Below are 18,993 nucleotides of genomic sequence, written 5' to 3' on the forward strand. Positions count from 1 at the left end.
CCTAACTTTTAAGGATAAAAATGGGACTCATTTTATTGCCGCTGCTGATACTTTGGTTGGGTGTTGGTATTTATGCCATACGTATCGGCTATCAAGTATTGGCTGGGGCTTCTCAATTAAGCTATGCACTCAATGTTTGCACTCTCGCCTTAGTGGCATTACTGCTTTATCTCTATTTCGGTTTCGCTCAATTTAAGGAAAATAAAGAGTTGTGGGCATTCGAAATATCGATGTTTTTTGCTGCGAATAAGTTTGCTTTTGGCATCATGATGCTTGGTCTAATACTGCACTGGTTCGGTCAAGGTGTTCTCATTTCTGCTTATTTGAAACCTCTACCTTTCATAATGATTTTCACCGTTTCCTTTGGTGCTATGGCAGGAGTCATATTGTCCGACACTTTTATGGCGAAATTTGACATCCAAAAAATGCATTGATGTCAGCTGATCAGTTTAAATCTTATTTTGGACGCTGTTGTTGAAGATGATTTGAATTGATGGCTTTCATCGGTTGTTTATAGGTCGTTGAATCCGATGAGCTACCATGGTGATCTGGTTAGGATTTTACAGAGAGTTATTACGAATTTTAGATACAAAAAACCAGCTTGTGCTGGTTGTTTTTCTCTTTTATTAAAGAGAATTGGTTGCGGGAGCCGGATTTGAACCGACGACCTTCGGGTTATGAGCCCGACGAGCTACCATGCTGCTCCATCCCGCGTCCGATTGTTGCTGTTAATAACTGTTTTAATTCTGTCATCTAAGAATTGGTTGCGTGAGCCGGATTTGAACTGACTACCTTCGCCTGTTGTTTATAAGGAGTTGAGCCCGATAAGCTGTTTCTCATTATAAACACATATAGAAATTGGTTGCGGGAGCCGGATTTGAACCGACGACCTTCGGGTTATGAGCCCGACGAGCTACCATGCTGCTCCATCCCGCGTCCGATTATTGCTGTTAATAACTGTTTTAATTCTGTCATCTAAGAATTGGTTGCAGTAGCCTGATTTGAACTGGCTACCTTCGCCTGTTGTTTATAAGGAGTTGAGCCCGATAAGCTGTTTCTCGTTATAAGCACATATATAAAGTGGTTGCGGGAGCCGGATTTGAACCGACGACCTTCGGGTTATGAGCCCGACGAGCTACCATGCTGCTCCATCCCGCGTCCGATTGTTGCTGTTAATAACTATTTTAATTCTGTCATCTAAGAATTGGTTGCTGGAGTCGTATTTTAACTGACTACCTTCGCCTGTTGTTTATAAGGAGTTGAGCCCGATAAGCTGTTTCTCGTTATAAACACATATAGAAAGTGGTTGCGGGAGCCGGATTTGAACCGACGACCTTCGGGTTATGAGCCCGACGAGCTACCATGCTGCTCCATCCCGCGTCCGATATCTATCTGTATTACTTTACTATTTTGCTTTTAAATGGTTGCGGGAGCAGGATTTGAACCTACGACCTTCGGGTTATGAGCCCGACGAGCTACCATGCTGCTCCATCCCGCGTCCGTCTTCAAAGCGGGGCAGACTATAACGGCAGCGCCTTGGCATTGCAAGGACGAAGATCGAAAAAGGTGGTGAACGCTTAAATATAAAGCGGAGTGGGGGGCTTTCATACAATTTAAACATAAGTTAGGGATTTTTCGTTGATTATCTTAGGTCGAGGATGAGACTAAATGAGGTTTCGGCTAATAACTGTTTATCTTTTATGTATTCGAGCAGGTATAATGTCGCTTTGATTTTGACTGCGTACTGATTATCCCATGCTTAATTTTTTTGCCGCCGCCCCTAAGGGCTTTGAATATAGCTTAGCCCAAGAGCTGACAGAATTTGGTGCGACTGAAGTAAAAGAGAGTGTTGCTGGTGTGTATTTCACTGCCCCCTTAGCTTTAGCGTATCGGATTACTTTATGGACACGTTTAGCCAGCCGTATCGTGTTGGTTATCTATAAAGGCAGCTGCGAGTCGGCAGAGCAACTTTATAATGCCGCCTATTGCGTCGATTGGCCGGCGCATTTTTCCAATAAAAGCACTTTTAGTATCGATTTTCATGGTACGGGTGGTTTTATTAATAACACACAGTTCGGCGCACTCAAGATTAAAGACGCGGTTGTGGATAGATTTCGGGACGATGACGTTGAGCGCCCAAATGTGTCACGCGTCGATGCTGACTTTAAAGTTGATGCCCATTTTCGTAATGGCGTAATCACGATTGCGATGAACTTCTCTGGTCCATCATTGCATCAACGTGGCTATCGTTCTACTACTGGTGAAGCGCCTCTGAAGGAAAACTTAGCCGCCAACATGTTAGTACGCAGTGGCTGGCAAGCAGCGCCTTCGACCTTGCTCGATCCTTTCTGTGGTAGTGGAACTGTGCTGATTGAAGCGGCTTTAATGGCGGCCGATATTGCACCAGGCTTACAGCGTAGCCGTTTTGGGTTTGAACATTGGCGTCGTCATGATAAAGCTGTGTGGCAAGAAATTGTTGAAGAAGCAAAAGCGCGTGCCTCACTAGGCGTGAAACGTTGTGAGATTAAATTTTACGGCTCAGATATCGATTCGCGCTTAGTCGCGTTAGCCAAACGTAACGCCGAAAATGCCGGTGTACTCGAGTTAATCGAGTTTCAAGTTGCAGATGCGTTGACGATAACGCCGCCTGCAGAAAGTGGATATTTGATCACTAACCCACCTTATGGTGAACGTTTAGGCAATGTGTCTGAGTTATTGCAGCTTTACTATCAGCTAGGTGACAAGTTTAAGAAAGAGTTTGGCGGCTGGAAAGTGGCCATGCTGTGTAGTGATATCGAGCTTGTATCATCACTTAAGCTTAAAGCCGACAAACAGATGAAGATGTTCAACGGTGCCCTAGAATGTGCCTTTAACATTTATACCTTGCATGCGACCAGTACGCGTCGTGATACACCAGTGCTGCCAGACGGCGTCGACATTGCCGATATCGCCCCTGCATTTGCTAACCGCATTAAGAAAAATGCCAAGTTATTAGAGAAATGGGCGAAGAAAGAAGGCATCGACAGCTATCGTATTTATGATGCCGACATTCCTGAATATAACGTCGCAGTAGATAAATACTTAGATTACGTGATTATTCAAGAATATATGGCGCCAGCAACTATACCTGAAGCCGTAACCAAGCGTCGTTTAAGCGATGTTTTGTTAGCACTGCCGTCGGCCATTGGTATCAATCCGAACAAGATGATCATGAAGACCCGTGAGCGTCAAAAGGGCACGAGTCAGTATCAAAAGCTGGATGAGCGTAAGTTAGAGCTTATCACTACCGAATATGGCGCTAAGTTCAAACTGAACTTAACCGGTTATTTGGATACAGGTTTATTCCTCGATCACAGATTGACACGCCGTTTAGTCGGTCAAAAATCTAAGGGACGCCGTGTACTTAACCTGTTCTCTTACACAGGTTCTGCTTCTGTGCATGCGGCGCTCGGTGGGGCTAAATCGGTGATAACGGTGGATATGTCCAATACCTATATTGCTTGGGCGAAGGACAACTTTGCACTCAATGGACTGCAAGGTAAGCAGTATGAGTTTGTTCAATCTGACTGCATGCAGTGGATCCGTGATTGCCGTGAACAGTACGATCTGATTTTTATCGATCCGCCGACCTTCTCAAATTCTAAGCGGATGGAAGATTCATTCGATGTGCAGAGAGACCATGTGAACTTACTGGCATCCTTAGTGAAACTGCTAAGCCCAACGGGCGAGCTAGTGTTCTCTAACAATAAACGTAAGTTTAAGATGGACATAGAGGCGCTGACAAAGATGAACATTAATGTGAAGAACATTGATGACGTGACTTTGCCTATGGACTACAAACGTAATCCACATATTCATAATACTTGGCTTATCACCCATGCCTGAGTTGACTCAAGCAGAATTAGATAACAGGCATTATCTGCTATATCACACAGAGGGATGTCATCTGTGTGAACTGGCCGCGGCCTTACTGGACGCGGCTGACATTGGCTATCGGGCCATAGATATTTGTGACGATGAATACCTCGCGCAGCGTTATGGCGTATCGATCCCTGTGCTTAAAGCTTGGGATGGTAGAGAATTACATTGGCCATTTAACGCAACGCAATTACAAGAGTTTACAGGAGCTTAGTTTGAGTCTGGTTCGTATCAATAGTGGCTCTTTAGCCTATGGTTACACTCCGTTGTTACAAAAAGCGGATTTTACTATTCAACGCGGCGAGCGCGTGTGTATTGTTGGCCGTAATGGTGCTGGCAAGTCGAGTTTATTAAAAGTGTTATCTGGTGATGTACTGCTGGATGAAGGCGAATTCAACATCGCTGGTAATGTGACCGTTAGCCGTCTACAACAAGATCCGCCAAAGGCTGAGCAAGGCACGGTATACGCTTATATTGCTGCGGGATTAAAGGAAGTGGGCGAGGCGCTTGAGCGTTATCATCAATTGTCCCACGATGTGGCCCATGCCGATCCCGAGCAAATGGATCGTATGCTGAATGAAATGCAAGGTCTGCAAGAAACCTTAGACCACTATAATGGATGGCAGCTAGATTCTCGTATCCAACAAAACTGCGAATTATTAGGACTCGATCCTGACAAATCCTTGAGCGAGTTATCGGGTGGTTGGCAGCGTAAAGTGGCGTTAGCCAGAGCACTGGTGAGCGAGCCAGATCTGTTGTTACTTGATGAACCGACCAACCACTTAGACATAGACACTATCGAGTGGCTTGAAAAGTTTTTACTCGATTATCAAGGCGCTATCGTCTTTATCAGCCACGATAGGGGCTTTATTGCCCGTATGGCGACGCGGATTGTCGATTTAGACCGTGGTGTGGTGACCTCATGGCCGGGCAACTATCAAATGTATCTTGATGGTAAGCAAGAATGGCTGCGCGTCGAAGCCGAGAAAAATGCCTTGTTTGACAAGCGTCTCGCCGATGAAGAAGTGTGGATCCGTCAAGGCGTGAAAGCCAGACGTACCCGTAACGAAGGTCGAGTTCGCGCACTTAAGGCGTTACGTGAAGAGCGAAGTGAACGTCTGAATCGTCAAGGCAATGCTAAAATGGCAGTATCGGATACTGAACGTTCTGGTAAGTTAGTCTTTGATGTGACCGATCTTAACTTCAATCTGCCCGATAAAAATCTGGTTAAAAACTTTAATACGACGGTTATCCGCGGTGACCGTATTGCGCTGATTGGGCCAAACGGTTGTGGTAAATCAACCTTGATCAAGCTGTTAATCGAGAAGCTGCAACCGCAATCGGGCGAAATTAAAGTCGGTACTAAGTTAGAAATCGCTTATTTCGACCAATATCGTGAAGCGTTAGATCCTGAGCAAACCGTTGAAGATAACGTTGGTGAAGGTAAAAAGACCATCACGATCAATGGTCAAGACCGCCACATTTTAAGTTATTTGCAGGACTTCTTGTTCTCGCCTATGCGTGCCAGAACGCCAGTGAAAGCGCTGTCGGGTGGTGAGAAGAACCGTTTGTTATTGGCTAAGTTATTAATTCGCCCTGCAAACTTAATCATTCTCGATGAGCCAACTAACGATCTTGATATTGAGACCTTAGAATTGCTAGAGTCGTTGCTCACTGAATACCAAGGTACGTTGTTGCTAGTGAGCCATGATAGGGCATTTATCGACAATACTGTGACCAGTAGCTGGTGGTATGCGGGTAATGGCCATTGGAGCGAGTATGTAGGTGGTTATCAAGATGCCGTGAACCAAGGGGCAAAGTTTTATTCTGAGGAACCTAGTTCACAAAAGGCGGTCGAAGCTCCTGCGGTTGAAACTAAACCCGTTGAAGTTAAAACTGCAGAACCTGTGAAAGCGGTAAAAAAACTGTCGTATAAGCTACAGCGTGAGTTAGAGTCGCTACCTAATGTGATGGAGCAATTGGAGGCAGAAATTCTCGCATTGCAGACCACTATTGGACATTCAGACTTTTATAGTCAGGCGCAGGATAAAGTCAATCAGGTATTGAGTCAGTTGGCTGATAAAGAAAAGCAATTGGAAGTTTGCTTCGAGCGTTGGGAAGAGCTTGAGTCACTGAAGTAAACCAATAATAAAAATGGGAATAGAATTAATGAAGTCAAAGTTGGATAAAGCCCTTTCCTTGGTTGCCTTAGGTGTCCTTGGTGTATTAAACAGTGCCCATGCTGCACCTGTCTATGAAATCGTTAATATCGATAATTATGACCTGCAGGGCACGCTTGAAGGCACTCGTAACGGTTATGCTTTAGGTGTAAATGCTAGTGGTGAATTAGTCGGTATTTCAAAGGGTAAGAAAAAACTCAGCAGTTCAGATGTCGAAGGCGGTGTGATTGATGTTGCCGACGGTATCGCACCAGAAGAAACCATTACTTATTCTATTACCGCTGCTATTGTTGCAAATAACTTTGCTTTTATTGCTGCAGAAAATGGTGCAGCTGGGGCTTGGTTACCGACATTCGACAGCATTAATGGTACTACACCGCCAAATGATACTGCTGTGATTAACTCTGTTGATACCTTTTATTACGGTATTAATGATGCCGGTATTAAAGTGGGCAGCATGACTGCGCCTGAAAAGAAAACACAGAACACTGCCACTACTGATGTTACCGATGATTATTGGTATTACCGCGACTATGAGTTCCGCGGTGTTGTAAAAGTGGGTAGCACTGAAATTCCATTAGTTCCTCCTTACACGCAATTTGTTAATGCTGATAAGACTAAAACCGCAGAGTTAGGTGGATGGTCTGCTGCTACAGCTATTAATAATAATAACTTAGTGGCTGGTTATGCCAGTACTGCTATCAGTAAATATGGTAGTGATCGTGTTAATTATTGTTTAGGCTCGGATAATACTTTGCCGTTGGATATTTGTGTACAACGTGAGCAATATCCGAATACAACGGGTACGCGTAACATTCAGTACCAGACCCGTGCCTATGTATGGCAAATCGACAATAATATCGCTACGGGAATTGAGTTGCCTTTAGGGTTAACGCCTAAAGCTGATAACACTTTAACCTTTACTGCTCAGGCGCTCGGCGTGAATGATAACGGCGTGGTTGTTGGTCGTTCGCACGTTTATCGTAATAACAATACAGATAAGTTGCACCAAGATGCGGCTTATTGGGCTAAGGATGCCGAAGGTAATTATAAATACCACTGGATCCCAATGGGCGAATCGATTTCAAGTTCCATTGCCTATGACATCAATGATAGTGGTATTCTTGTTGGTAGTTATCGTAGCTATATTCAAGGTTATTTGCGCGACAAGTTTTTCTATTTTGATACTAATACACCCGATGTTGGCTATGTAACCCCTAATGATTTTGCCTCAACGGCAACGGATCTTTCGAGTAAACCCAAGGATATTAATAATAAAGGTCAAGTAGTTGGTTACGTTGAAACGACTTACGATAAAGAGAAGCCACGCCCCAAAGCGGGTTTCCTGTATGAGAAGTCGACGGGTGAGTTTAGCAATATCAATAAATTGCTGACCTGCGAGTCTAAGGGTTATGAAAAATCAAACGACGGTAGCTGGGCACGTCATCAGGTCGAAGTTCAAGATGGCTCGGGTAAAATTCTTCAATATAACGCTGATATTTTAGTGGTTGAAGGTACGAGTATCAACGAAGATGGCACTATCGTAGGTACGGCTTTTATTCGTAAACCTTCTTATCAATTTGATAAAGATGGCAACATAGTTATTGGTGAAAATGGCTTACCGCTATTTGAGCTGAGTGGTAGTGGCGAGCCTGTAACGGCTTATGTTCCACGTATGGTTGTACTTAAACCGGCTACCAGTGGTGAAGCTTGTACTGTTGAAGATAGCACCGATACCGGTAATTTTGAGCGTTCTGGTGCGGCAACGTTAGCTTGGTTATTTGCCTTGCCATTGGTGTGGTTCCGTCGTCGAATTCGTTAAGTTTTAAGCTTCAATTCAGACTAGAAAAATTGAGGCGAAATGCCTCGATTTTTTTTAGCTAAGATCTCAATAGTTTAATAAATAGTCAGTATAATAGCCGATTTTTTGATTGATCTTGGCGTCAAAAAGCACTATTTCTATGGGTGAAGCTTTTGCTTCTATTTTATGTAGAACAGAGGACGCTTGCATGAAAAGACAAAAACGAGATCGTTTAGACAGAGCTTTTTCAAAAGGATTCCAAGCTGGGGTTGGTGGACGCTCTAAGGAGCTCTGTCCATATGCAAATCTTGATTCGCGATCGCAGTGGTTAGGCGGTTGGCGTGAAGGTGTGGATGGCCGAGTTAATGGGTTATTTAATAAATAATTGAGTTTTACTCATTAATTAAATAGCCCAGAACAAGCAAAGTAATGCAGCATATTGCCCTCAGATGAGGGCATTTTTATATCTGCAGTACTGATATCTTCAGTGTATTGGAGTAAGACTGATCAGAATGTAGACGTATCGCTAAAGACACCGACTTTAAGATCGGTTGCACTGTAGATTTGACGGCCATCAACTTCAAGGATTGCATCGGCAATACCCATCACCAGTTTACGGTGAATAGTACGCTTGATATTGAGTTTATAAGTGACTTTCTTAGCGCCTGGTAATACTTGACCAGTAAACTTTACTTCACCTACACCCAGAGCACGTCCTTTGCCTTCTGCGCCTTCCCAGCCTAAATAGAAGCCAACGAGTTGCCACATGGCATCAAGCCCTAAACAGCCAGGCATTACCGGGTCGGTAATAAAGTGGCAGTCAAAAAACCATAAGTCTGGATTAATATCGAGTTCAGCGACAATTTCACCTTTGCCAAACTCACCGCCATTATCATTGATAGTAACGATTCTATCTATCATCAGCATGTTATCGACAGGCAGACGAGGTGAGTTTGGACCAAATAATTTCCCATGGCCACAGGCGATGAGTTCTTCTTTATTGAAACTGTTTGCTTTGTTCATTGTTTTACTACTCCAGCAATAAGAGTCGCCAAGATTAGCGAACACGTGTAAGCTAAACAACTCCGATCAGCTAATTAGCGGCGAAAAAATCCCAATTTTGCGAGTAATCTCGTGATTATGCCGATTTCCTCCTCGCCATTTCCTGCGAGCTTGTCTAATCGTTCCTGCACAAGGCCGTATAATGAATCATGTGGAAAATCATTATCTTCATCGGCTACACCCGCAGGCATTTGCATTAATAGCTCAACAGCTTGGTCCATATGCTCGATTGCATAGAGGTGAAATAAGCCTTTGCCTACAGCTGTAATCACTTTGGGATTGAGGTTAAGCTGTAACACGTTCGATTTGGGCATGATGACGCCTTGTTCTCCCGTGAGACCACGACGTTCACACAGATTAAAAAAGCCTTCAATTTTCTCGTTGATGCCACCAATCGCTTGCACATTACCAAATTGATCCAATGCACCAGTTATTGCCAGTGACTGAATAATGGGTTGTTCGGCAATCGCTGACATCAAACAGCAGTATTCGGCGAGTGATGCGCTATCACCATCAATTTCTTGATAGGATTGCTCGAAAACGATATTGGCATTTAGGTGTAATGGTGCATCTCGCCCAAAGATACGGTACAAGCAGGCAGAAAGGATCATCATTCCTTTGGCATGTATATTGCCACCAAGTTCAGATTTTCTTTCGATATCGGCGACTTCACCATCACCATAGTGAACAGATGCCGTGATCCGCGCAGGCTCACCATAACTGTAATCGATGGCATCAATGACAGTTAAGCCATTGATCTGACCTACCATAGCACCCGAAGTTGGCAGATTTATGAAGTTGTCATCGAAGCTTTGACCTGAATACTCTTCCGAGCTGTTATGACGATAGTTGGCTTGGGCTAACGCGAGCTCAATACTGCTCGCATTGATACTCGGTTTACCACAATAGGCTTTAGCTTGTACCATCAGTTGGGCAAACTCGAGCATAGACAAACTGAGGCGGCGCTGATGTTCGGTTAACCGTGCACTATAACGAAAAAGTGGCGCTAGGCTTGATTGTTCTAGAGTGACCTCGACACTTTGTGCAACCGCTTGCAACCATGCGACGTATTGTGACTCTGTATAGCGGACCAAGTCGATTTCGCTAGCGAGTTCTGCTAGTAGGGTAAAGTGACGTTGAAATTGCCAATCCTCAGTTCTGACTTGGCTATAAATCATTCCTGCACCGATAAGGACAATTTTACAATTGAGCGGGATAGGACTTAAGTTATTGCTAATCTGATACGCTTTATGGGTTAGGATTTGCATCACTAATTCCCATAAACCTTCACGTTTCCAAAGTGACTCGGCGCAAATAAATACATAATGACATTCGGCCAGAGCACCAGCTTGATACTGGCTTGTTGTTCCTGTTTGTGCCATACGGCCAATGAGGTCTACACGGCGAATATTACCACTGAGGTAGCGATAGCGAGTCGTTTTTTCGGCAATACTGACCTGATTTTCTAGTGGTTTCTCTGATTGCCACTGAAATGTTACCGCTTTATCAGTCGGGCGTGTTGCCACTAAATAAGCTGGAGATAACGGCGCTAGGCTATCAATACAGGCTTGGATCATTAATTGGCGGTCAATGCTCGGGAAATCAGCTAGATACAAGTGCTGATCGACAATAGCTTGGTGGAGTTTAAACGCATCCACAGCACGCTCTTGTCCTAAGAGTAATGCGCTTAGATTGTCAGCCGTTTCGGGAAGGGTTGGCAGGCTAAATTCAGGTGCGAGTGAAGACGTGGGTATCAAGAGTGAATTCATATAAGCATTTACCGTGAAAAGTTGCAGTGATTTTACCATACCAAGACGACAAGTCTCTCACTGTATAGGTGTTTTTACGTCTGTTTACTCGATTATTCGTTGAAACTGGTCATGTATTTGTTGTAAAAAACATCGGGGTGAACATAAGTTGAGCATTTGACTCGATATTTAAAAATTGAGGTTTACAAGTTAGCGGTATACTTATACTATTTTCGGCGTTCGGAGGGGTGGCAGAGTGGTTTAATGCACCGGTCTTGAAAACCGGCGTGGGTTTATAGCCCACCCAGGGTTCAAATCCCTGCTCCTCCGCCATATTTAGTCAAAAAGCCGCTAAGCAATTAGCGGCTTTTTGCATTTATACAGTTTGAACCCTTGGGTTCCTGATTTGAAGTGCAGCTCCTGCGCCATATTCACTAGAAAGGCCATCAGTAATGATGGCCTTTTTGTTTGTGCAATTTGAACCCTTGGGTTCCTGATTTGAAGCGGAGCTCCTCCGCCATATTCACGAGAAAGGCCATCAGTAATGATGGGCTTTTTTATCCGCGCTTCTCATTTATGGTCTACACTAAGTTTGTGGCCAAGTTAATGGTTTTTATGGCCTTTAAAATTTGCACTAGGATGGTGCGACGTATGATTCTCGACAGTCTTGGATCATACGGCCGAGCAATTCTCCCATCTGGGTGACTTATTTTAAGTAGAGAAAGCTATGTTGTTACCTACACGTATTTCGCAGCGGCTCACAATGGGCAGTGTAGTGCTGCTTCTACTGACCGGGCTCGCGGTTTTTGGTGTTATGTCACTTCGAGGGCAGCCTCGAGTGGTGGCGGCGAGTCAAGAGTTAATTGAGCAAACGGGTAGCAGTATCGTAAGGCAACTCGCCCTTAAGTTGGCAAGCATTGAGGGGATTACTTTAAGCCTTGCACACCTCGCCGAAGTGTTGCCCCACGAGCAAGCTCTTTATCTTAATTCTTTACCTAATCTAATTGATAACAATGGCGATCTCACTATTGCTGGGGGTGGGATCTGGCCTGAGCCAGATAAATTCGTCGCTGGGAGTGTCCGCCACAGTTTTTTCTGGGCCCGTGGTAGCGATAATCTACTGGCTTATTCGGATGACTATAATGCGCCATCTGGCCCTGGGTATCATAATGATCCTTGGTATACGGGCGCGCGGACTAGCTCAGTATCTCAATGTTTATGGTCAGAGGCTTATCAAGATCCGGTTACAAAGGTGGCTATGGTGACATGCAGTGTGCCATATCGTCTCACGGGGACATTTGCTGGGGTCGCAACGATAGATTTAAAACTTGATGATTTAGCCAAATTTTTAACAGAACATGGCAATGTAACTGACGGTTATGCTTTCGCTTTAGACCAAGCGGGTAATATCTTACATTTTCCTGAAACGAATAAGTCCGACACTATGTTACGTTTTACGGATATCGTCGCGCAGTTACCTTGGCTTGCCCCCGTTGAAACTGCACTTAAGCAAACCTCAATCAACAAAGTGGTGTCTGTAAGCTTAAATAAGGATGGAAGACTTAATCAGGCGAGTGAAGTGAGCCTTTTTGTGATGCCTGATACCGGATGGGTGATTGGCCTTGTGACGCCTAAAACGCGAGTTACAGGGCTTGCCCGTGAGCTAACCTTTGATATTTTATTGTTTTTATTACCATTGCTCACCATTTTACTTTCTCTGGCTTGGTTATCGGGTAAAAAACTGTTGGCGCAACTTGAGGAAACCACAGATCAAATTGCTTCCCTTGGGAGCGGTAGTTTGGGGGCGAATGTTGAGCTGCAAATTCAGCGGGATGATGAGATTGGCGCTTTGCGCCGAGCCGTAAACACCTATGCAGGGACGTTAAGGGCAATGTTAGATCTGATCACTCAAGAAGCGAAGAAAATTCAATTTGAGGCAACGCAATTAAGCGGACTTAGCCGTAAGTTAGCTCAGCGCGCAGAGCAACAGCGGCTGGAGAGTGCACAATTAGCCGCTGCGATAACGCAAATGTCTTCAAGCGCCATGGAAGTCGCGAATAATACCAATGATTGTGCTGCAACTGCGCAATCGTCTTTGATTGTAGTGCGAGAAGGGCAAACCCGTGTTGCAGCCAGCAATACTTCTATTGAGGCATTATCAGGAGAAATTGCCAACGCAACTAAGGTTATATCCCAATTGGCCCAAGACAGTCAAAAGGTGGGTGCTGTATTAGATGTGATTAAGGCGATTTCTGAGCAGACTAATTTGCTCGCTCTCAATGCGGCAATTGAGGCAGCTAGAGCGGGCGATCAGGGTCGTGGTTTTGCAGTCGTTGCTGATGAAGTTCGAACCCTTGCGGGGCGAACTCAAGATTCCGCCAATGAAATTAGTACCATGATTAACGCTTTGCAATCGGCTTCGCGCCTCGCTGTGCAAGCAATGCAAGCTGGGGAGTCCCGCACTGTCCATGCGGTTGCGGAGGCCGAGGGCGCTGCCAATTCTCTATCGAGTACCGTACAAAGTTTCGATGATATTTCACAGCGTGCCCAACAAATCGCGTTAGCTGCTCAGCAGCAAAGCCAAGTCACTCAAGAGATTAATGAGTTGGCAGTGCGAATAAATAGCATTAGTGAAGATAACTCCCTCGATGCAACGGCGCTTGATGTGTTAAGCCTTGAGATGCAGAAACTATCTGACCGTTTAATCAATATCAATCGAGCTTAGTCTTAATATAGTGTGAAGTGTGCCACCTTAAAATGGCGCTTCAACTGATAAGGGATTCAAAGATAAGTTGAATAACGCGATATTTTTAAGCGGATTGGATGTAGATTGACCATGTAGATTGTTTCTTTAAATTAAGGGTTTACAGCAGAGTAGTAGATAGCTATTATCTCGCTCGTTCGGAGGGGTGGCAGAGTGGTTTAATGCACCGGTCTTGAAAACCGGCGTGGGTTTATAGCCCACCCAGGGTTCAAATCCCTGCTCCTCCGCCATATTTACGAGAAAGGCCATCAGTAATGATGGCCTTTTTTGTTTGTGCAATTTGAACCAAGGTTCCTCATTCTAAGTTCAGCTCCTGCGGCATATTTAGTCAAAATGTTGCTAAGCAATTAGCGGCATTTTGCATTCATACCGTTTGAACCCTTGGGTTCTTGATTTGAAGCGCAGCTCCTCCGCTATATTCACGGGAAAGGTCATCAGTAATGATGGCCTTTTTTGTTTGTTTAATTTGAACTAAGGTTCCTCATTCTAAGTTCAGCTCCTGCGACATATTTAGTCAAAATGCCGCTAAGCAATTAGCGGCATTTTGACTAAATATGTTTGAACTCTTGGGTTCTTGATTTGAAGCGCAGCTCCTCCGCCATATTCACGGGAAAGGTCATCAGTAATGATGGCCTTTTTTGTTCGTGCAATTTGAACCAAGGTTCCTCATCCTAAGCCCTTTGTTGTTCACGGCTTTCGATTTAAGTGAATATGAAATAGTCAATCAACACTATTAACCATAAATTTAAGTTTACAGTGGCGACAGAGATAGCTATTATCTCGCTCGTTCGGAGGGGTGGCAGAGTGGTTTAATGCACCGGTCTTGAAAACCGGCGTGGGTTTATAGCCCACCCAGGGTTCAAATCCCTGCTCCTCCGCCATATTTTTACAAAAAAGGCCATGTTTATTCATGGCCTTTTTTGTATGTGAAATTTGAACTAGGGTTCTCCATTCTAAGCGTATCTCTTCTGCTATTTTCACGTGAAAGGCTATCAGTAATGATGGCCTTTTGTTTTTCTTGAACTGAAAAATTGTCTATATTTGCTGGATATTTTGATATCGATTTAACAGGGATTTTAGGCTGGTCATTCTGGGGTTATTGCTTCGTTTTTAAACGCTTTTTATTGGTATGCTATTCTGGAATCCTTCCTTTAAATATCATCTAGTTAACAATGTTGAATTTATGCTTTGCGAAATGGGGTTGTTGGGCTAAATTAGCCCTATGAACTCGTTATCCGTTTGCCATGTTGCTTTTTCTAACACACGGATCGAGCTGTAAATTGTAAAAGGTGGGTTAAGTTGATTTCGATATATTTGGTTGACGATCATGAGCTTGTGAGAACTGGGATCCGCCGCATCTTGGAAGATGAACGTGGGATCAAAGTCGTGGGCGAAGCCCCTGATGGTGAGACTGCTGTGCAGTGGGCTCGCCAAAATGAAGCGGATGTGATCTTAATGGATATGAATATGCCTGGGATGGGCGGATTGGAAGCCACTCGAAAAATTTTACGATATCAACCCCATGCAAAAATTATTGTATTAACTGTACACACGGAAGATCCGTTCCCAAGTAAGGTGATGCAGGCTGGTGCTTCGGGCTATTTAACAAAAGGAGCGACGCCGCCGGAAGTATTGCAAGCGATACGTCAGGTCTCTCGCGGACAACGTTATTTGTCCCCAGAAATTGCCCAACAGATGGCGCTGAGTCAGTTTAATCCTGCCGATGAAAACCCGTTTAAGTCTTTGTCCGAGCGCGAGTTACAGATCATGTTGATGATCACCAATGGCGAGAAGGTTAACGATATTTCTGAGCAACTGAACTTAAGTCCTAAAACCGTTAACAGTTACCGTTATCGTTTATTTGCTAAGCTGGGGATCAGTGGTGATGTCGAACTAACGCGGTTAGCTATTCGCTATAAGATGTTGGATGCTGGCCATTTTTAATGGGAAGTGGATTGCGTTGGTCGATGACTTTAATCTAGCGAGTTCTTGGGTTATATGTTCCTATGTTGTTTGTGTTAAGTCTCCAAAACTGTGGGTGTGAATGATGTCTAATGAATTTAACGCCCAAAGTTTCTTACGTACTGTTTCATCCTCCGCTGGGGTTTATCGCATGTATGACGTCAAAAATGACGTCATTTATGTGGGTAAAGCCAAAGATCTTAAAAAACGGCTCACCTCGTATTTTCGTAAAAACCTCGGTAATGTTAAGACCCAAGCCTTAGTTTCACATATTCACCATATTGATGTGACGCTGACCCACAGTGAAACAGATGCTCTGTTGCTTGAGAATGATTACATCAAGCAATACATGCCAAAATACAATGTGTTGTTGCGTGATGACAAATCTTACCCTTACATCTTATTAAGCCAGCATGAGCACCCAAGGCTTGCCTATCATCGTGGTCCGCAGCGGGAAAAAGGCCACTATTTTGGTCCTTATCCCAATGGCGGTGCTGTGCGTGAAAGCCTACATTTGATGCAGAAGCTGTTTCCTATTCGTCAATGTGACGATCTTTACTACAAATCGCGCTCACGCCCTTGTTTGCAATATCAACTGTCTCGCTGTAGCGCGCCCTGCGTGGGCAAAGTAAGTAACGCTGATTATGATGAGCAAGTGAAATTAGCCAGCCTGTTTTTAAAGGGGAAAGATCAGCAAGTGATCAGCGCCTTGGTTGATAAAATGGAACTTGCGGCCGAGCAGCAGGCCTATGAACAGGCTGCACGATTTCGCGATCAGATCATGGCGCTGCGTAAAGTTGCCGAGCAACAGGAAGTCTCTAATAATAAAGGCGATATGGATGTTATTGGGGTGCATTATGCGTCAGGCATCGCCTGTTTCCACCTGCTATTTATCCGCGAAGGTAAAATTTTTGGCAGTCGTAGTTATTATCCTTCAGTGCCAGCCCAAACTGATATGGATGAGGTGCTACGCTCCTTTATCCTACAGTTTTATTTAAATGCAGATATTCAACGCACTATTCCAAAAGAAGTGGTGATTAGCCATAATTTTGAAGAATTACATGAACTTGAAGCGGCGATTTCAGAGGCGCTAGATAAAAAGTTTTCGATTAAGACCAATGTTCGCGCCGACAGGGCGAGCTTCTTACGTTTAGCCGTGACCAATGCGACGAATGCAGTGGTTACGCGCCTGTCCCATAAGAACACCGTCGAACAGCGTTTTGTGTTACTCGAAGAAATCTTAGAGTTGAGTGGGCCTATCCAGCGGATGGAATGTTTCGATATCAGTCATACCATGGGGGAGAGCACCGTTGCCTCCTGTGTGGTGTTTAATCGAGAAGGGCCGCATAAAGGCGAGTATCGTCGTTATAATATTGACGGTATTACGCCGGGTGATGATTATGCGGCGATGAAGCAAGCGGTGAGCCGACGTTTCGATAAAATTGAAGCGGGCGGCAAAATCCCTGACATTCTGTTTATTGATGGTGGACTAGGGCAGTTGCGTATTGCCCAAAAGATAGTGGATGAAAAGTTTGTTCATTTGGATAAAGCGCCGCAGCTTATTGGGGTGGCGAAAGGTGAGGGCCGTAAACCTGGGCTTGAAACCTTGATCTTAGGGGATACCGAAACTAGCTTTTCCCTCGAAGGGGATTCGCCAGCACTGCACCTTATCCAACATATTCGTGATGAATCCCATCGATTTGCAATCACTGGCCACCGTAACCGTCGCCAGAAAACCCGTAATACTTCAACACTGGAATCTATCCCTGGTATTGGTCCTAAACGTCGTAAAGCTTTGTTACAGCATTTAGGAGGCTTACAGGAAGTGAAAGGGGCAAGTGTGGCGGAATTAGTCAAAGTACCAGGGATCAGCATAGAAATGGCACAAACCATTCATGATGCATTGCGAGGGTGATAAAATTAAGGCAAGATTGGCGCTGCTTTTGACTAACTGGTTTGATCATGCCGTTTAACTTACCTATAGCATTAACTCTTTTCAGGCTTTTTTTACTGCCCATTTTTGTGGTGCTGTTTTATTTACCCTATGACTGGACCCCTTTTGTTGCCGCATTTACCTTTTGGCTTGCGGCGTTAACGGATGCATTAGATGGTTATGCTGCCCGTAAATTGAAACAATTAACTCGTTTTGGCGCTTTTCTTGACCCAGTCGCTGATAAGTTGATGGTGATTACAGCTTTAGTTTTGTTGGTCGATCAATACGCGAATATCTGGCTGACGTTGCCCGCCCTGTTTATGATAGGTCGCGAGATTGTCATTTCAGCGTTGAGGGAATGGATGGCTGAAATTGGTAAACGTGGTACTGTCGCCGTGTCTTGGATTGGTAAATATAAGACGGCTGCGCAAATGGTGGCAATTATTGGGCTGATTTGGCAATACAATCCTTTAATGACTAATGCCGCATTTGTACTGTTATATATCGCCGCTGTATTAACGTTTTGGTCAATGATGAGTTACATTTTAGCCGCTTGGAAAGATCTTACCGCTGAATAGTGCAATAAAAAATCAAAGAGATTATTTAGTGTGCAAGCAGTAAGTTATCGATAAAACAGCGGTTGACACTGGGTGGTAAATCGGTAGAATGCCACCCCGTAGACAAGAGGCAATGTGCAAACAAAGTCTGCAAACAAAGTCTGCAAACAAAGTCTTAACGATACCCAATATTGATGTTTGATATTAGCTAGGTAATAAAGTGAAATGCTTTGTTTATCTGAGTGAATAGTAAAACAAGATGCGACATTAGCTCAGTTGGTAGAGCGATACCTTGCCAAGGTATAGGTCATCGGTTCGAACCCGATATGTCGCTCCAATATTTTTAAAGCCTAATTCTATCAACATGAGTTAGCAACTATGGCGCGATGGCAGAATGGCTATGCTGCGGATTGCAAATCCGTCGATCTCGGTTCGACTCCGGGTCGCGCCTCCATAGATTAAAGTATTAATGACACGATTCCCGTCGTTAATATCAAGAGTTTGCCCGAGTGGTGGAATCGGTAGACACAAGGGATTTAAAATCCCTCGCTGGTAACAGCGTGCCAGTTCAAGTCTGGCCTCGGGTACCATTATTTTGATAGTGATGGTAAAAATAAAGTCCGAATCGTCAATAGGCTTTATTAAATAGATTTATTAGTGTAAAGCGTTAATTATTTAGAGTTAATAATATTTTTGACATGATTCCCGTCATTAATATTCAGCGTTTGCCCGAGTGGTGGAATCGGTAGACACAAGGGATTTAAAATCCCTCGCTGGTAACAGCGTGCCAGTTCAAGTCTGGCCTCGGGTACCAAAAAAGAAAAAGCCTCGATATTTATATCGAGGCTTTTTTGCATTTAGATTTCTACTTTTAGTCGGCATTCTTCGTGAGGGGGTTAAGGTCAAACTTGACTGACACACTTAACGTACTGCTTACTTTAGTTAGTAGAGGTCCTTGCGGCGACGCACATCAGGAGAGGCTAATAACCCTAAAATCACACAATAGTGCTATGTTTTAAGTGATAGTGTCATTTTGAAGTAAGCCTGTAGTTATGCTGGCAGAGAAGT

12 protein-coding genes and 12 tRNA genes are annotated in these 18,993 nt (G+C 44.2%); 17 read left to right on the forward strand and 7 right to left on the reverse strand.

Annotated features, from left to right (window positions below; all coding sequences use genetic code 11):
* Window positions 1-20 precede the first annotated feature (20 nt).
* Complete coding sequence (locus L5L77_RS01700; protein WP_131523277.1) at window positions 21-434, forward strand: hypothetical protein; 414 nt, start codon at window positions 21-23, stop codon at window positions 432-434.
* 203 nt (window positions 435-637) lie between these two features.
* Here L5L77_RS01700 and L5L77_RS01705 read toward each other — a convergent pair.
* The 5 genes from L5L77_RS01705 to L5L77_RS01725 all read right to left on the reverse strand — a co-directional run bounded on the left by L5L77_RS01705 (window position 638) and on the right by L5L77_RS01725 (window position 1,498).
* Window positions 638-714 (reverse strand) — tRNA-Met (locus L5L77_RS01705).
* A 145-nt stretch (window positions 715-859) separates the two neighbouring features.
* Window positions 860-936: transfer RNA gene (locus L5L77_RS01710), tRNA-Met, on the reverse strand.
* A 145-nt stretch (window positions 937-1,081) separates the two neighbouring features.
* A tRNA-Met gene (locus tag L5L77_RS01715) sits at window positions 1,082-1,158 on the reverse strand.
* A gap of 145 nt (window positions 1,159-1,303) precedes the next feature.
* Window positions 1,304-1,380: transfer RNA gene (locus L5L77_RS01720), tRNA-Met, on the reverse strand.
* A gap of 41 nt (window positions 1,381-1,421) precedes the next feature.
* Window positions 1,422-1,498, reverse strand: a tRNA-Met gene (locus tag L5L77_RS01725).
* Window positions 1,499-1,755: 257 nt separating this feature from the next.
* Here L5L77_RS01725 and rlmKL point away from each other — a divergent pair.
* The 5 genes from rlmKL to rmf all read left to right on the forward strand — a co-directional run bounded on the left by rlmKL (window position 1,756) and on the right by rmf (window position 8,284).
* Complete coding sequence (rlmKL, locus tag L5L77_RS01730; protein WP_263185784.1) at window positions 1,756-3,885, forward strand: bifunctional 23S rRNA (guanine(2069)-N(7))-methyltransferase RlmK/23S rRNA (guanine(2445)-N(2))-methyltransferase RlmL; 2,130 nt, start codon at window positions 1,756-1,758, stop codon at window positions 3,883-3,885.
* The gene (locus tag L5L77_RS01735) at window positions 3,878-4,132 is read left to right on the forward strand and encodes a glutaredoxin family protein (RefSeq protein ID WP_168827464.1); all 255 of its coding nucleotides are present in this window, start codon (window positions 3,878-3,880) and stop codon (window positions 4,130-4,132) included. Before rlmKL ends, L5L77_RS01735 begins: the two co-directional genes overlap by 8 nt.
* 1 nt (window position 4,133) lies before the next feature.
* A complete protein-coding gene (locus tag L5L77_RS01740; RefSeq protein ID WP_173497384.1) occupies window positions 4,134-6,059 on the forward strand; it encodes an ABC transporter ATP-binding protein in 1,926 nt (641 codons plus the stop codon).
* A 28-nt stretch (window positions 6,060-6,087) separates the two neighbouring features.
* Window positions 6,088-7,920: a DUF3466 family protein gene (locus tag L5L77_RS01745; protein ID WP_263191579.1), complete on the forward strand. Its 1,833-nt coding sequence runs from the start codon at window positions 6,088-6,090 to the stop codon at window positions 7,918-7,920.
* Window positions 7,921-8,107: 187 nt separating this feature from the next.
* Window positions 8,108-8,284 carry a ribosome modulation factor gene (gene rmf, locus L5L77_RS01750; protein WP_006082074.1) on the forward strand — a complete coding sequence of 59 codons (177 nt, stop codon included), beginning with the start codon at window positions 8,108-8,110 and terminating at the stop codon, window positions 8,282-8,284.
* Window positions 8,285-8,406: 122 nt separating this feature from the next.
* On the opposite strand, the gene fabA is transcribed toward rmf, so the two are convergent.
* Together fabA and L5L77_RS01760 are read right to left on the reverse strand one after the other, a co-directional pair.
* Window positions 8,407-8,922 carry a bifunctional 3-hydroxydecanoyl-ACP dehydratase/trans-2-decenoyl-ACP isomerase gene (fabA, locus tag L5L77_RS01755; protein ID WP_028759638.1) on the reverse strand — a complete coding sequence of 172 codons (516 nt, stop codon included), beginning with the start codon at window positions 8,920-8,922 and terminating at the stop codon, window positions 8,407-8,409.
* Window positions 8,923-8,996: 74 nt separating this feature from the next.
* On the reverse strand, window positions 8,997-10,730 hold the full coding sequence (locus L5L77_RS01760; protein WP_263185788.1) for an AAA family ATPase: 1,734 nt from the start codon (window positions 10,728-10,730) through the stop codon (window positions 8,997-8,999).
* 221 nt (window positions 10,731-10,951) lie between these two features.
* Between L5L77_RS01760 and L5L77_RS01765 the strand changes: the two genes are divergently transcribed.
* From L5L77_RS01765 to L5L77_RS01815, 11 genes are all read left to right on the forward strand, one after another.
* Window positions 10,952-11,042 (forward strand) — tRNA-Ser (locus L5L77_RS01765).
* A gap of 394 nt (window positions 11,043-11,436) precedes the next feature.
* Window positions 11,437-13,434, forward strand: coding sequence for a methyl-accepting chemotaxis protein (locus L5L77_RS01770; protein WP_263185790.1), 1,998 nt, complete (start codon window positions 11,437-11,439; stop codon window positions 13,432-13,434).
* A gap of 178 nt (window positions 13,435-13,612) precedes the next feature.
* Window positions 13,613-13,703 (forward strand) — tRNA-Ser (locus tag L5L77_RS01775).
* 560 nt (window positions 13,704-14,263) lie between these two features.
* Window positions 14,264-14,354: transfer RNA gene (locus L5L77_RS01780), tRNA-Ser, on the forward strand.
* 418 nt (window positions 14,355-14,772) lie between these two features.
* The gene (gene uvrY / locus L5L77_RS01785) at window positions 14,773-15,417 is read left to right on the forward strand and encodes a UvrY/SirA/GacA family response regulator transcription factor (protein ID WP_006082070.1); all 645 of its coding nucleotides are present in this window, start codon (window positions 14,773-14,775) and stop codon (window positions 15,415-15,417) included.
* Window positions 15,418-15,520: 103 nt separating this feature from the next.
* A complete protein-coding gene (gene uvrC, locus L5L77_RS01790) occupies window positions 15,521-17,350 on the forward strand; it encodes an excinuclease ABC subunit UvrC (RefSeq protein WP_263181527.1) in 1,830 nt (609 codons plus the stop codon).
* A 47-nt stretch (window positions 17,351-17,397) separates the two neighbouring features.
* The gene (gene pgsA / locus L5L77_RS01795; protein WP_028759642.1) at window positions 17,398-17,946 is read left to right on the forward strand and encodes a CDP-diacylglycerol--glycerol-3-phosphate 3-phosphatidyltransferase; all 549 of its coding nucleotides are present in this window, start codon (window positions 17,398-17,400) and stop codon (window positions 17,944-17,946) included.
* Between the two features lie 240 nt (window positions 17,947-18,186).
* Window positions 18,187-18,262 (forward strand) — tRNA-Gly (locus L5L77_RS01800).
* Window positions 18,263-18,305: 43 nt separating this feature from the next.
* Window positions 18,306-18,379: transfer RNA gene (locus tag L5L77_RS01805), tRNA-Cys, on the forward strand.
* Window positions 18,380-18,428: 49 nt separating this feature from the next.
* Window positions 18,429-18,515: transfer RNA gene (locus L5L77_RS01810), tRNA-Leu, on the forward strand.
* 137 nt (window positions 18,516-18,652) lie between these two features.
* Window positions 18,653-18,739, forward strand: a tRNA-Leu gene (locus L5L77_RS01815).
* The last annotated feature ends 254 nt before the right edge of the window (window positions 18,740-18,993 follow it).

Origin of the sequence: Shewanella sp. SM29 (assembly GCF_025654245.1) — a bacterium.
GTDB classification, from domain to species: domain Bacteria; phylum Pseudomonadota; class Gammaproteobacteria; order Enterobacterales; family Shewanellaceae; genus Shewanella; species Shewanella oncorhynchi.